Genomic DNA, 12,309 nt, shown 5'->3' on the forward strand with positions numbered 1-12,309 from the left:
CGGCCCGCCCGGTGGCGTTTGTCACTGTTTCGTCGCGGCGGCGGGCGGCGCGCAACCAAAGCCGTCGGGCGGCGGTCTAGCAGGCGGGGATCGCACCAAAGGCGACCTTCCGCCCAGCGCACCGCCTCGACGCGAAAGGCATGACCGGCCATGGGGGACACACGCCGACGGGGAGCCGTCGCACTCGGAATCACCGTACTGGTGGCACCGCTCACACTCGCGCTCACGGCCGCACCGGCCCAGGCCGCGAGCTGCACCGCGAAGGCGGGCCCGTACCAGAAGAAGGTGGAGAAGTTCCTCGGCCGCAAGGCCGACGGCAAGCAGTCCACCGCCGACTGCAAGGCGATCCGTGCCTTCCAGACCAAGCACGGCATCACACCCGACGCCGGCTACGCGGGGCCCGTCACCTGGGGCGTGATGGATCTCATGACGAAGCAGAAGGCCGTCGGGAAGAGCCCGAACAAGTCCGGCAAGTGCCCGACCAACAAGGGCCGCATCGCCTGCGTCGACCTCACCCTCCAGCTGAGCTGGATCCAGGACGGCAGGAAGCTGGTGTACGGGCCGGTGCCCGTACGTACCGGGCGCAACGGCTACGAGACCCGCACCGGCCTGAAGAAGGTCTACTGGCGCAACATCGACCACGTCTCGACGATCTACCACGTGCCGATGCCCTACAGCCAGTTCTTCGACGGCGGCCAGGCCTTCCACTCCGTCGGCGTCAGCATGTGGAACCCGCCGGGCTCGCATGGCTGCGTGAACATGACGAAGACCGACGCCAAGAAGTACTGGTCGCTGCTGAGGAAGGGCGACGACGTCTACGTGTACGGCCGCAAGCCGGGCACCTGACGGACCCCGGCGCCGGGCCGGGAGCCGCTCAGGTGTGAAGAGGCGTGCCGTGTGGGGCAGGACACATCGGGTGGGAACGAACTCGCCCGCAGGCCTTGACAGATGGGAAGATCGACGTGATCAGCAACACGGTCCGATATGTCCCTTTGGCTCGCGATTACTCACATCGTCTTCACGCCGGCCGCCGTATGCTTCACAGCATGTCCACCACTGTTGAACCCTCCTCCGAGCGATCGGCTGACGAGGTCAACGAGGAGATCCGGGCCCTGTGGCTCCGGTCGGGCGGGACACTGAGCGTCGAGCAGCGTGCGGAGTACCAGCGGCTCGTCATGGAGTGGGCCAACGCGGCCCCGGAGTCCGTGAAGGCCGCCTGACCGGCGCCCGAGTCTCCTCGGTGCCCAGGCCCGCCGGCGTCCACGGACCGGCCCTCGTCCCGGCCCCGGCTCAGCCCCACGTCGTCGAGTAGTGCCGCCGGTACGCCTCGCGGTCCTGCTCGGCCCTCATCCACCGCGTGGCGACCAGCGCCACCAGGCTTCCCGCCACGACCAGCAGCCCCGGGCCGACGTTCCGGCGGTCCGTGAGCCGGGCGAGCAGGGTCGCACCCCCGGACCCCGTCGCGGGCGCCGACGCCCCCGGTGCGGCGGCGCCCGGTGCGGCGGTCCCGGCAGCGCCCTGCTGCCCGGCGCCCTGCCGCCCGGAGGCGATGAGCCGGACCCCGAGCGACTCCATGGCCTCCGGCAGTGGCTGGAAGAACGTCGTACCGTCCTTGTCGCAGTCACCGCTGCCGCCCGACGTCACACCGAGCGCGACGCCCTCCGAGAACATCGGCCCGCCGCTGTCCCCCGGTTCGGCGCACACGTCGGTCTCGATCAGGCCGGTGACCGTGCCCTCCGGATAGTTGACCGTCGCGTCCAGCGCCGTCACCCGGCCGTCACGCAGCCCGCTGGTGCTCCCGCTGCGGAACACCCGCTGCCCTACCACCGGTTCACCCGACCCCGTGATCCGGACCCCCTTGCCGCCACCGACCGCCACCACGTCGGCGCCGTCGCCCGCCTCACCGTCGGCGTACTCCACCAGGGAGAAGTCGTCGCCCGGGAAGCTCCCGGCGACCGTCCTGCCGACCTGCCGGTCTCCCCGGTCCGCACCGAACCAGACGGAGCCGGTCGGCCCGCAGTGACCGGCGGTCAGGATGAAGTCGCGGGTGCCGTCCGTCACGTTGAACCCCGCCGAGCAGCGCCCCGCCGTGGACAGGATGGGCTCCGCCCCGTTCAGCCGGGTGGTGAACGCGCCCTCGGTGCGTTCCATGCGGACGAAGCCGCCGATGCCCTCCGCGACGCCCGTCAGCCGCGACCAGTCGGCACCGGAGACCGTGCGGTCACCGCGCACCACCACCTCGTTCGACCGGTAGTCGAGCGCCCACGCCGTACCGGCCACACGGGGCGCCGAACGCAGTGCCGAGGCCGCCGACCTCAACTCGGACATGCTGTGCCGCACGGCCTTCGCCTCGGCACCCGCCCTCCGGACCTCCCGCGCCGCGCCGTCGTCGACGACCGCCACGACCGGCCGCCCGTCGGAGCCGGTCCAGTGGCCCGCCGTGCGGTCGGCACCCAGCCGGGCCACGAGGCCGGCGCCGGTGCCGGACGCGGTCCGCGCGAGCGTGTGCGGCGCGGCGGGCGGGCCGGGGGGTTCGCTCGCCACCGCCCGGGTGACCATCGTCCCCCCGAGCACGAGTCCGCCGACGGCCGCCAGCCGTGCCGCTCGCCGGACGATGCGTCGTCGTGCGTGCCTCATGCCTGCGCTCCCGAACCCGACCGCGCGACGTCGCCGCCGCGGGGGCCCGGACGTCGAGAGCCCTCCTCACATACGGTGGCCGCCACCGCGGTGTTCACCGCGTCGCCGCCTCGTTCCCCGCTCCGCCGCGGCGCCCTGTCCTGAGCCCATGACCGGCATCCCGCGGGACCAGCCCGGTGAGCCGAACCCCTTGCGGGCGCTCACCCCTGCTCGCCGAGCGGCTCCCCGGGGTCGTCCACCGCCCCGGGGAGGCGACCTGCCTCGCCTGGCTCGACTGCCGCGCCCTCGGCCTCGGCGACGACCCGGCGGACGTCTTCCTCACCCGGGGCCGGGTGGCCCTCAGCTCCGGCGTCCCCTTCGGCCGCGGCGGGAGGGGACACGTCCGGCTCAACCTCGCGACCCCGCCCGAGATCCTCACGGAGGCGGTACGGAGGATGGCGGCGGCCCTGGACTGAGGCGGGGGCGGCGCCGTGCACGGACGCGGGGCGCCTAGACTTCCGGAGCATGGACGACGACGCGTCACTCGACCGGCTCGGCGCCGGCAAGTACCTGCTGGTCACCACGTACCGGAAGAACGGCACCCCGGTCGCCACCCCGGTGTGGGTCGTCCGGGACGGTGACGCGCTCGGCGTCTGGACGGTCGCCGACTCCTGGAAGGTCAAGCGCGTCCGCAACCGCGCCGACGTCCTGGTCGGCCCCTGCGACGTCCGCGGCAGGCCGACCGGCGACCAGGTGCCGGGCACGGCGGAGATCTGCGACCCGGCCACCACGGCCCGCTACCGGCGGCTGCTCGCCCGCAAGTACGGCGTCGTCGGCCGGCTCACCCTCCTCGGCAGCCGGCTGCGCCGGAAGCTCGACGGGACCGTGGGGATCCGCGTCACGCTCACGCCCGGACCGCCGGCCGGCAGCTGACCCGCCCTCAGGTCCAGGCCCGGTACGGCTCGTCGACCAGCTGGAAGACCGGCTCGCCCCGCACCGGGTCCTTGGCCGTGGACAGCCGCACCCGGTCGCCGCTGTGGATGCCGATCAGCGGACCCATGACCCGGCCGCGCAGCACGAAGCCCTCGGCCATCTCTATGAGGGAGACGTTGCGCGCGGCCGGGGTGTTGCGGTGCACCACCGTGGCGTGGCGTACCGTCCCCGTGCCCTCGCTGCGTTCCGTCCGCAGCTCGCTGCCGCGGCAGACCGGGCACAGCACCCGGTGGTACATCGCGGTGCCGCACCAGGTGCAGCACTGGTAGAACACGGCCTCGGTGTCCGGGCGCCGGTCCTCGGTCTTCGGGTCGAGCACTCCCGTCGAGGGGCCGACCGCCTGCCGAGCGACGTTTCCTGAGTGGTACACGCTGGTCAACTCCCTGCGCTCGGGCCGGAATGCCGCATGCGCGGTCGCCCGGCACGCGTGTGCGCGGCTCGCCGTGCCTCCGTGCACGCCCCACAGGGTATGGCACTCAGTGTCACTCGTAAAGGCACTCGGTACCCTGGATTCCGGTGCGGGTGAGGGCTGGGACCCGCCGGTCAGTCGCGTGCGAACGCGGTCTCGATCTCCCGCAGCACCTGCCACAGAGGCGTCCCGCGACGTGCTGCCACGACCACCACGTCGTCGGGCGACTCGCCGCGGGGCGGCACGGGCACGTCGCCGAACGCGGACTGCGCGTACCCCAGCGCGTGGTCCACGGCGGCCCCCGCGTCGTCGCGCCCGTCGGAACGCAGCCAGGACCGCAGGGCGTTGTTGTGCGCCGCGACCACGGCGGCCGCGACGACGTCGGCGCGCAGGGTCCCGTCCGGCCGGCCGCCCAGGCGTCCGCGCAGGTACGCGGCGAGGGCACGCTCGTAGCGCCACACCACCGACAACTCGTAGGCGCGCAGCCCGGGGACCTTCCTGGTGAGGTGGTAGCGCTGCACCGAGAACGCCGGGTTCTCCGCGTACATGCGCAGGACGAGCCGGGCCGCGTCGCAGACCCGTCCCACCGGGTCGGCGTCCTCGGGCGAGTGGGCAAGGAACGCCTTCATGTCGGTCAGGCAGCGTTCGTGGTCGGGGAAGACCACGTCCTCCTTGGACGGGAAGTACCGGAAGAAGGACCGCCGCCCGACACCGGCGAGGGCGACGATGTCGTCCACGGTGGTCTGTTCGTACCCGCGCTCCAGGAACAGCCGGAACGCCGCCTCGACCAGTGCCTCCCGCATCGGCGGCCGGACCGGGGCCGCGTCCGTCCCGTCGCCGCGGCGGGGCGCCGCACTGCTGGTGCTCATGGAGGGGAACGTAGCAGCCCCGGGTATCCATGGCACTCAGTGCAGCAGATGGAGGGAACCGAGTGCACCGGCCCCCTCGCCGCTCCGGTCACATACGATCGTTTCCGGTCAGCCCCGGAGGAGTCCCGTATGCCGTTCGCCCGCCCCCGCATCCTGTACGTCACCGACCTGGCCTACGAAGCGCGCGGGCGGCGCTACTGCGACGAGGACATCTTCCTCGCCTCCCGGCTGCGCGAGGAGTTCGACCTGGCCCTGTGCCACCCCCGGGACGCCGCCGCGCTGCTCGACGCCTTCGACGCCGTCGTCGTGCGCAACAGCGGCCCCGTGCAGGGGTACAAGGCCGCGTACGACGCCTTCCGCGAGCGTGCGGCGGAACGCGGAACGCGTGTCTACAACCAGCTCACCGGCAGGGCGGACATGCTCGGCAAGCAGTACCTGCTCGACCTGACCGCAGCGGGATTCCCGGTCATCCCCACCGTCGACCGCGCCGAGGACCTGCACCTGCTGCCCGTCGCGGACCGTTACGTCGTCAAGCCCAGGCTCGGCGCGGACTCGGCGGGCCTGCGGACCGTCCCCGCGGACCGCGTGCCGCAGGCCGTGGGCGGGGCCCGGGACCTGCTCGTCCAGCCACGTGTCGACTTCGCCTACGAGGTGTCCTTCTACTTCGTCGACCACGACTACCAGTACGCCCTGCACGCGCCGCGTCCCGACCGCCGCTGGCGGCTGGAGCCGTACGAAGCCACCGTGGCCGACCTCGACTTCGCACGGCGGTTCATCGAGTGGAACGGCGTCGACCACGGCATCCAGCGCGTCGACGCCTGCCGCGCCCCCGACGGTGAACTGCTGCTGGTGGAGCTGGAGGACCTCAACCCCTACCTGTCCCTGGACGCCCTCGACGAGCCGGCCCGCGACGCCTTCGTCACCGCCCTGCGCACGGCCCTGCGACGCCTGCTCGCCACCTGAGCCGACCCTCTAGCATGGCCGCATGGACGTGTTCCTGGACCGGCTCGACCCGGACATGTGCGTCGTCACGGCCGCCGCGGACGGGGAGCGGGCCGGCTGCCTGGTCGGCTTCTCCTCGCAGTGCTCCATCCGGCCCGTGCGGTACGCCGTCTGGATCTCCGACGTCAACCGCACCTTCCGCGTCGCGCGCTCCGCCGACGTGCTGGCGGTCCACCTGCTCGCCCGCGACCAGCGCGAGACCGCCGAACTCTTCGGCGGGCACAGCGGTGACGACGTCGACAAGTTCCGGCGGATCCGCGTGCGGGAGGCGTACGGCGGGGCCGTCGTACTGGAGGACGCCGAGGCGTGGTTCGTCGGACGGGTCGTGGAGCGGATCGCGGGGGGAGACCACGTCGGCTTCGTCCTCGAACCGGTGGAGTGGGGCGGGCGGGAGAAGGCCGCCGGACCGCTGCTGCGGCTCGACGGGGCCCGCGCCATCCGCCCGGGTCATCCGGTGGACTGAGCGCCTGCCCCGAGGTCAGCGCCCGGCGGCGCCCCGCTCGGCCAACGCCTCGGTGACCGCCCGTACGCTGCGCGCGATGTGCTGCAACTGGAGGACCTCCGCCGCGTACAGCTTGATGGTGTGCTCGATGACCGTCTCGTGCAGTCCGAGCCGCGGCAGGTCCGCCCGGGCCGTCTGCAGCGCGGTGCGGGCCACCCGGATCTCCTGCTGGACCTGGAGCTGCGCATGGCGGGCGAGGAGCACCGGGTGGCGGATCAGGGCCGGGTAGCCGGCGTAGCGGGCCGGGACCAGTTCCCGCAGCCACCTCGTGGCCGAGCGCTCCCAGTCGTAGCTGCCGGGCGTCTTGACCTGGCAGGGCCAGTCCGCGCTGAGTCGCGTGGTCGTCAGGGGCATGATCATCGCTTCCGGGTGTGCGGCGTCGACGGGGCGGGCGACGGGTGGGGCGGCCCCGGTCCAGGGGCGTTCGCGGCAGGTGGGGCGCCCTCCGCGGCGGCCGGGTCGCGACACGTGAGCAGTATTTATATATGCCATCCGCTTGGCAAGACGTATGAAAACATTCATGTCTGCTTCAACGGGCCGGGTCAGTCGCGCAGGAAGAACTGGTGCCGGTCCGCGACCTGCTCGTACTCCTCCAGCCGTGCCTGCGTGCGTTCCGGGTCGGCGTCGGTCATGGCCTGGAGCAGCGCCGCGCACATCACGCCCGGCGCCGCGTAGGAGTCGAACACCAGCCGCGATCCCGTCCCGGTGGCGAACGTGACGTCGGCCTCGTCCACGACGGGGCCGAGCGCCAGGTCGGTGATCAGCGCGACCTTCAGTCCGGCACCGCGAGCCACCCGCACGGCGCCCAGGGTCTCGTGGGCGTGCCGGGGCATCGAGAAGGCCAGCACCCAGGTGCCGCCCGCCTCCCGGGACTGGAGCAGCGCGTCGTAGGCGACGGTGCCGCCCCGGGTCACCAGGCGTACGTCGGGATGGACCCGGCGTGCCGCGTAGGCGAAGTACTCGGCGAGCGAGACGGAGATGCGCAGCCCGAGGACCGTCAGCGGCGCCGAGGCGGCCAGCTCGCGGCCGACGTGGATGACCCGGTCCGCGTCCGCGAAGTCGCGCCGCAGGTTCTCCAGGTTCTCGATCTCGGCGTCCACGGCCGCCTGGAGTTCGTTGCCCCGGTACTCCTCGGCCCCCGCCCCGCCCCGGCCGCCCAGCGCGATCGCCTGGAGCCGCTCCCGCAACGCCGGGTAACCGCTGAAGCCGACCGCCGAGGCGAACCGCGTCACCGAGGGCTGGCTCACGCCCACCCGCTCGGCGAGGTCGGTGATCGACAGGAACGCCGCCTCGGTGAGGTGCTCGATGAGGTACTGCGCGATGCGGCGCTGCCCCGGTGAGAGGCGGGGCCGGTCGAACAGCGTCCTGAGCCGCGACGTGGGGGAGACCTCCGACTCCGGGGCCGCCCGCCCCGAGGTGATCGCCGACGCCTGTGCACGTGCCTGCTGCGGCGATGGCACGGGTGCGCCTCCTCTGTCTCCCACGGAGGTCAACATAGCTCACCCCCAGGGGCCCACAGGGCGGGTCACGGACGCACGGAAAGGGGACCGCGCCGCGCCGGGACCGCGCCGGACGGCGACCACGTCGTGCCGGAGGGAGATCGCATCGTGCCGGGCGGGGACGGCATGCGCCGCGCCGGGACCGTGCCGCGCCGGGACGGCACCGCGCCGGACGGCGACCACGCTGTGCCGGAGGGAGATCGCACCCTGCCGGAGGGGAGATCGCGCCGCGTCGGGCGGGGACAGCACGCGTCGGGCGGGGATAGCACCGCGCCGGGCGGGAACCCGCCGCCACGGAAGAACCCACGGGCACGGAAGAGCCCGCCGACACGGAGCAGGAGCAGCCGTCATGACCGTCCCGGAAGAGAACCGGCCGAAGACCGACACCACCGACGACGTGCTCGACCAGCGCCGGAGCCGAGGCGAGGAGAACCCGCCCCGCCCGCCCGGCGGCACCGGCCGGACCCTGCGCGAGGCCCTCGAGGAGGCGCACGTCCGCCCCGACGACTACGACGAGGAGTGACCGGCGGGGAGCGACCGCGTCACGAAGGAGCCGAGGGCGCGGGACCCCGCGACGCCGGGGGCCGGGCGCGCACCGCCCCCTCCGGCACCACCAGGTCGGCCCGGTGCCGGGTCGCGGCGACCAGGTCGGCGTTGAGCTGGTCGGGGCCCAGCGCCCAGGCGGCCGCGTCCGCGGGGGACTTGCCGAAGCACTCGTGCCGCGCCACCAGGCGCCGGATCCGCTCCGGTTCCGGCGGCCCGCAGAACCACACCTCGTCGAGCCGTGATCGCACCCGCGCCCAGGCCCCGGTCTCCAGCAGCAGGTAGTTGCCCTCCGTCACCACCAGCCGTGCGGTGGGCGGCACCGGTACGGCCCCGGCGACCGGCTGCTCCAGCACCCGCTCGAAGCCCGGCGCGTACACGGTCTCGCCGTCCGGCTCCGCGCGCAGCCGGTCCAGCAGCGCCGCGTACCCGGCCGCGTCGAAGGTGTCCGGCGCCCCCTTGCGGTCCCGGCGGCCGAGCCGGTCCAGTTCGGCGTCGGCGAGGTGGAAGCCGTCCATCGGCACGTGCGCCACCCACGGCTCGCCCGTGCCGTTCAGCCCCCGCACCAGCTCCTCGGCGAGCGTCGACTTCCCGGCCCCCGGACCGCCCGCGATGCCCAGGATCGCGCGCCTCCCGCTCTGGGGCAGGCGGCGGGCACGGGCGAGCAGGTCCTCGAACGTCAGCGGCACACCCCACAGTGTGTCACCTGATCGGACCCGCCCCGGCGGGGAACTGTGGGGGTATGACGACGCAGCTCGGACTTCCCGACGACATCCAGGCCTGCCTCTTCGACCTCGACGGGGTCGTCACCAGGACGGCGGTGGTGCACGCCGCCGCCTGGAAGGCGACCTTCGACGCCTTCCTGCGCGAGCGGGACGGCGCGGACTTCCGTCCCTTCACCGACTCCGACTACGACCAGTACGTCGACGGCCGCCCCCGCGCCGACGGCGTCCGCTCCTTCCTCGCCTCCCGCGGCATCGAACTGCCCGAGGGCACCCCCGACGACCCGCCGGACACGCGAAGCGTCAACGGCGTCGGCAACCGCAAGAACGAACTCCTCCTGGAGAAGATCCGCACCGACGGCGTGGAACCCTACGAGGGCACGCTGCGCTACATCGACGCGGTCCGCGGCGCCGGACTCGCCACCGCGATCGTCTCCTCCAGCGCCAACACCCGCGACGTACTGCACTCCATCGACGCCGAGCGGCTGTTCGACGTACGGATCGACGGCGTGGTGGCCAGGGAACGGAAACTGCCGGGCAAACCACATCCCGACACCTTCCTCGCCGCCGCCCGCGACCTCGGTGTCGAGCCGTCCCGCGCCGCCGTCTTCGAGGACGCCCTGGCCGGCATGGACGCGGGCCGCTCCGGACACTTCGGCTACGTCGTCGGCGTCGACCGCGTCGGCCAGACCGACGCCCTCTACGCCCACGGCGCCGACCGCGTCGTCAAGGACCTCGCCGAGCTGGGAGGCCACGCGTGATCACCAACAGGACGTACACCGTGGAGCCCTGGCGGGTGCGCGAGACGGCACTCAACCTCGACCTCCTGGCGCAGAGCGAGTCCGTCTTCGCCCTGTCCAACGGGCACGTCGGCTGGCGCGGCAACCTCGACGAGGGCGAACCGCACGGCCTGCCCGGCAGCTACCTCAACGGCGTCTACGAACTCCACCCGCTGCCCTACGCCGAAGCGGGCTACGGCTACCCCGAGTCGGGCCAGACCGTCATCAACGTCACCAACGGCAAGCTGCTGCGGCTGCTGGTCGACGACGAGCCCTTCGACCTGCGCTACGGGCGCCTGCGCAAGCACGAACGCACCCTGGACTTCCGGCGCGGCGTGCTGGAGCGCAGCTGCGAGTGGACCTCCCCGGCCGGCACGACCGTACGGGTGCGCTCCACCCGCCTCGTCTCCCTCACCCAGCGCGCCATCGCCGCCGTGGAGTACGAGGTCGAGCCCGTCGACAGCCGCACCCGGGTGGTCATCCAGTCGGAGCTGGTCGCCAACGAGAGCCTGCCCTCCGCCGACGGCGACCCGAGGACCGCCAAGGCGCTGCAGTCCCCCCTGGAGCCGGAGGAGGACCTGGCCATGGGGTCGCGGCTGCGCCTGGTCCACCGCACCCGGCGCAGCGGCCTGCGGGTCGCCGTGGCCGCCGACCACGTCGTCGAGGCCCCCGGGGAGATCACCACCAGCAGCGAGAGCAACACGGACGTCTCCCGCCTGACCATCACCTCCGTCCTCGACCCGGGCCAGCGGCTGCGGGTGCAGAAGACCGTCGCCCACGGCTGGTCGGGCGCCCGCTCCCGGCCCGCGATGAGCGACCAGGTCGAGGCCGCGCTGGCCGCCGCCGCACACGGCGGCTGGGACGGAATGGTGGCCGAACAGCGGGCCTACCTCGACGACTTCTGGGCCCGCGCGGACGTCGAGGTGCACGGCGACGAGGAGATCCAGCAGGCCGTCCGCTTCGCCCTCTTCCATGTGCTGCAGGCCGGCGCCCGCGCCGAGCAGCGCGCCATTCCGGCCAAGGGACTGACCGGTTCCGGATATGACGGACACGCCTTCTGGGACACCGAGATGTTCGTGCTGCCCCTGCTGACCTACACCGCTCCGGCGGCCGTCGCCGAGGCACTGCGCTGGCGGCAGGCCACCCTGCCCGCCGCCCGGGACCGCGCCGCCCAACTCGGGCTGCGCGGCGCCGCGTTCCCCTGGCGGACCATCGACGGCTCGGAGGGCTCCGCGTACTGGCCCGCAGGCACCGCCGCCTTCCACGTGGCCGCCGACATCGCGCACGCCGCGGTGCGCTACACGGCGGCGACCGGCGACACCGCCTTCGAACGCGAGACCGCCCTGGAACTCCTGGTGGAGACGGCCCGGCTGTGGCGCTCGCTGGGCCACCACGACCACCACGGCGTCTTCCACATCGACGGCATCACCGGACCCGACGAGTACAGCGCCGTCGTCGACGACAACACGTACACCAACCTCATGGCCCGCTCCAACCTCCTCGCCGCCGCCGACGCGTGCGAACGCCACCCGGAGGAGGCCGCCGGGCTCGGCGTGGACGAGGAGGAGAGCGCCGCCTGGCGGGACGCGGCCGAGGCCGTGCACATCCCGTACAACGAGGAGATCGGCGTCCACGAGCAGCACGCCGGCTTCACCCGCCACCAGCGCTGGGACTTCGCGAACACGGGCGCCGACCAGTACCCGCTGATGCTGCACTTCCCCTACTTCGACATCTACCGCAAGCAGGTCGTCAAGCAGTCCGACCTCGTGCTGGCCATGTACACCTGCGGCAGCTGGTTCGACGCCCACTGCGACGACGACCAGATGGCCGCGAACTTCGCCTACTACGAGCCGCTCACCGTGCGGGACTCCTCCCTGTCCGCCTGCTGCCAGGCGGTCGTCGCCGCGCAGACCGGCCACCTGCGCCTCGCATACGACTACGCCACCGAGGCCGCCCTGATGGACCTCGCGGACCTGGAGCACAACACCCGCGACGGGCTGCACATCGCCTCGCTCGCCGGTACGTGGATGGCGCTGGTCGCCGGCTTCGGCGGCACCCGGCGGGACGGCGACAGCCTGCGCTTCACGCCCCGCCTGCCCGAGAAGTTCAGCCGCCTCGCCTTCCGGCTGCAGTTCCGGGGCCGGTGCCTGCGGGTGGAGATCGGCCCCGACAAGGCGACGTACTCGCTGCTGGCCGGCGACCCCCTGACCATCCACCACCACGGGACCGAGGCGCACGTGAACGGCGACGGGCCCGTCACCCTCGCCATCTCCCCGCCCAAGCGGCGGCCCACCCCCGAACAGCCGCCGCACCGCCGTCCGGGCGCCGCGGACCGGGCGGGCGGCGGTACGGACGGCGGATGAGACGACCCGACT

General features: G+C 73.2%; 14 protein-coding genes and 1 pseudogene. 9 read left to right on the top strand and 6 right to left on the bottom strand.

The window, feature by feature from the left end:
- Window positions 1-150: 150 nt before the first annotated feature.
- Together BJ961_RS15140 and BJ961_RS15145 are read left to right on the top strand one after the other, a co-directional pair.
- Window positions 151-846 (top strand): L,D-transpeptidase family protein, encoded by a 696-nt coding sequence (locus BJ961_RS15140; RefSeq protein WP_271413347.1) that lies wholly within the window; start codon window positions 151-153, stop codon window positions 844-846.
- 188 nt (window positions 847-1,034) lie between these two features.
- On the top strand, window positions 1,035-1,220 hold the full coding sequence (locus tag BJ961_RS15145; RefSeq protein ID WP_271413348.1) for a hypothetical protein: 186 nt from the start codon (window positions 1,035-1,037) through the stop codon (window positions 1,218-1,220).
- A gap of 70 nt (window positions 1,221-1,290) precedes the next feature.
- Here BJ961_RS15145 and BJ961_RS15150 read toward each other — a convergent pair whose 3' ends face one another.
- Window positions 1,291-2,637, bottom strand: a complete 1,347-nt coding sequence (locus BJ961_RS15150) for a S1 family peptidase (protein WP_271413349.1) — start codon at window positions 2,635-2,637, stop codon at window positions 1,291-1,293.
- Window positions 2,638-2,843: 206 nt separating this feature from the next.
- Between BJ961_RS15150 and BJ961_RS15155 the strand changes: the two are divergent.
- Window positions 2,844-3,092, top strand: a pseudogene (locus tag BJ961_RS15155) (pyridoxal phosphate-dependent aminotransferase); the annotation flags it as partial.
- Between the two features lie 49 nt (window positions 3,093-3,141).
- A complete protein-coding gene (locus BJ961_RS15160) occupies window positions 3,142-3,549 on the top strand; it encodes a PPOX class F420-dependent oxidoreductase (protein WP_271413350.1) in 408 nt (135 codons plus the stop codon).
- Between the two features lie 7 nt (window positions 3,550-3,556).
- On the opposite strand, the gene BJ961_RS15165 is transcribed toward BJ961_RS15160, so the two are convergent.
- Window positions 3,557-3,979 carry a Zn-ribbon domain-containing OB-fold protein gene (locus BJ961_RS15165; protein WP_271413351.1) on the bottom strand — a complete coding sequence of 141 codons (423 nt, stop codon included), beginning with the start codon at window positions 3,977-3,979 and terminating at the stop codon, window positions 3,557-3,559.
- Window positions 3,980-4,152: 173 nt separating this feature from the next.
- Entirely contained in the window at window positions 4,153-4,887 is a 735-nt protein-coding gene (locus tag BJ961_RS15170; protein WP_271413352.1) for a TetR family transcriptional regulator, read from the bottom strand.
- 129 nt (window positions 4,888-5,016) lie between these two features.
- Here BJ961_RS15170 and BJ961_RS15175 point away from each other — a divergent pair, with 129 nt between their 5' ends.
- A complete protein-coding gene (locus BJ961_RS15175; protein ID WP_271413353.1) occupies window positions 5,017-5,850 on the top strand; it encodes an ATP-grasp domain-containing protein in 834 nt (277 codons plus the stop codon).
- 22 nt (window positions 5,851-5,872) lie between these two features.
- Window positions 5,873-6,352, top strand: a complete 480-nt coding sequence (locus tag BJ961_RS15180) for a flavin reductase family protein (RefSeq protein ID WP_271413354.1) — start codon at window positions 5,873-5,875, stop codon at window positions 6,350-6,352.
- Window positions 6,353-6,367: 15 nt separating this feature from the next.
- Here BJ961_RS15180 and BJ961_RS15185 read toward each other — a convergent pair whose 3' ends face one another.
- Window positions 6,368-6,751, bottom strand: coding sequence for a hypothetical protein (locus tag BJ961_RS15185; RefSeq protein ID WP_271417055.1), 384 nt, complete (start codon window positions 6,749-6,751; stop codon window positions 6,368-6,370).
- A gap of 182 nt (window positions 6,752-6,933) precedes the next feature.
- Window positions 6,934-7,851, bottom strand: a complete 918-nt coding sequence (locus tag BJ961_RS15190; protein WP_271413355.1) for a MurR/RpiR family transcriptional regulator — start codon at window positions 7,849-7,851, stop codon at window positions 6,934-6,936.
- 388 nt (window positions 7,852-8,239) lie between these two features.
- Between BJ961_RS15190 and BJ961_RS15195 the strand changes: the two genes are divergently transcribed.
- Window positions 8,240-8,413: a hypothetical protein gene (locus BJ961_RS15195; RefSeq protein WP_271413356.1), complete on the top strand. Its 174-nt coding sequence runs from the start codon at window positions 8,240-8,242 to the stop codon at window positions 8,411-8,413.
- Between the two features lie 19 nt (window positions 8,414-8,432).
- Here BJ961_RS15195 and BJ961_RS15200 read toward each other — a convergent pair whose 3' ends face one another.
- A complete protein-coding gene (locus BJ961_RS15200) occupies window positions 8,433-9,122 on the bottom strand; it encodes a nucleoside/nucleotide kinase family protein (protein WP_271413357.1) in 690 nt (229 codons plus the stop codon).
- A 53-nt stretch (window positions 9,123-9,175) separates the two neighbouring features.
- Here BJ961_RS15200 and BJ961_RS15205 point away from each other — a divergent pair, with 53 nt between their 5' ends.
- Window positions 9,176-9,916, top strand: a complete 741-nt coding sequence (locus BJ961_RS15205) for a beta-phosphoglucomutase family hydrolase (RefSeq protein WP_271413358.1) — start codon at window positions 9,176-9,178, stop codon at window positions 9,914-9,916.
- Entirely contained in the window at window positions 9,913-12,297 is a 2,385-nt protein-coding gene (locus BJ961_RS15210; protein ID WP_271413359.1) for a glycoside hydrolase family 65 protein, read from the top strand. The genes BJ961_RS15205 and BJ961_RS15210 overlap by 4 nt, the downstream gene beginning before the upstream one ends.
- Window positions 12,298-12,309: the final 12 nt, after the last annotated feature.

It is taken from the genome of Streptomyces lienomycini (assembly GCF_027947595.1).
In the GTDB taxonomy this organism is placed as follows: domain Bacteria; phylum Actinomycetota; class Actinomycetes; order Streptomycetales; family Streptomycetaceae; genus Streptomyces; species Streptomyces lienomycini.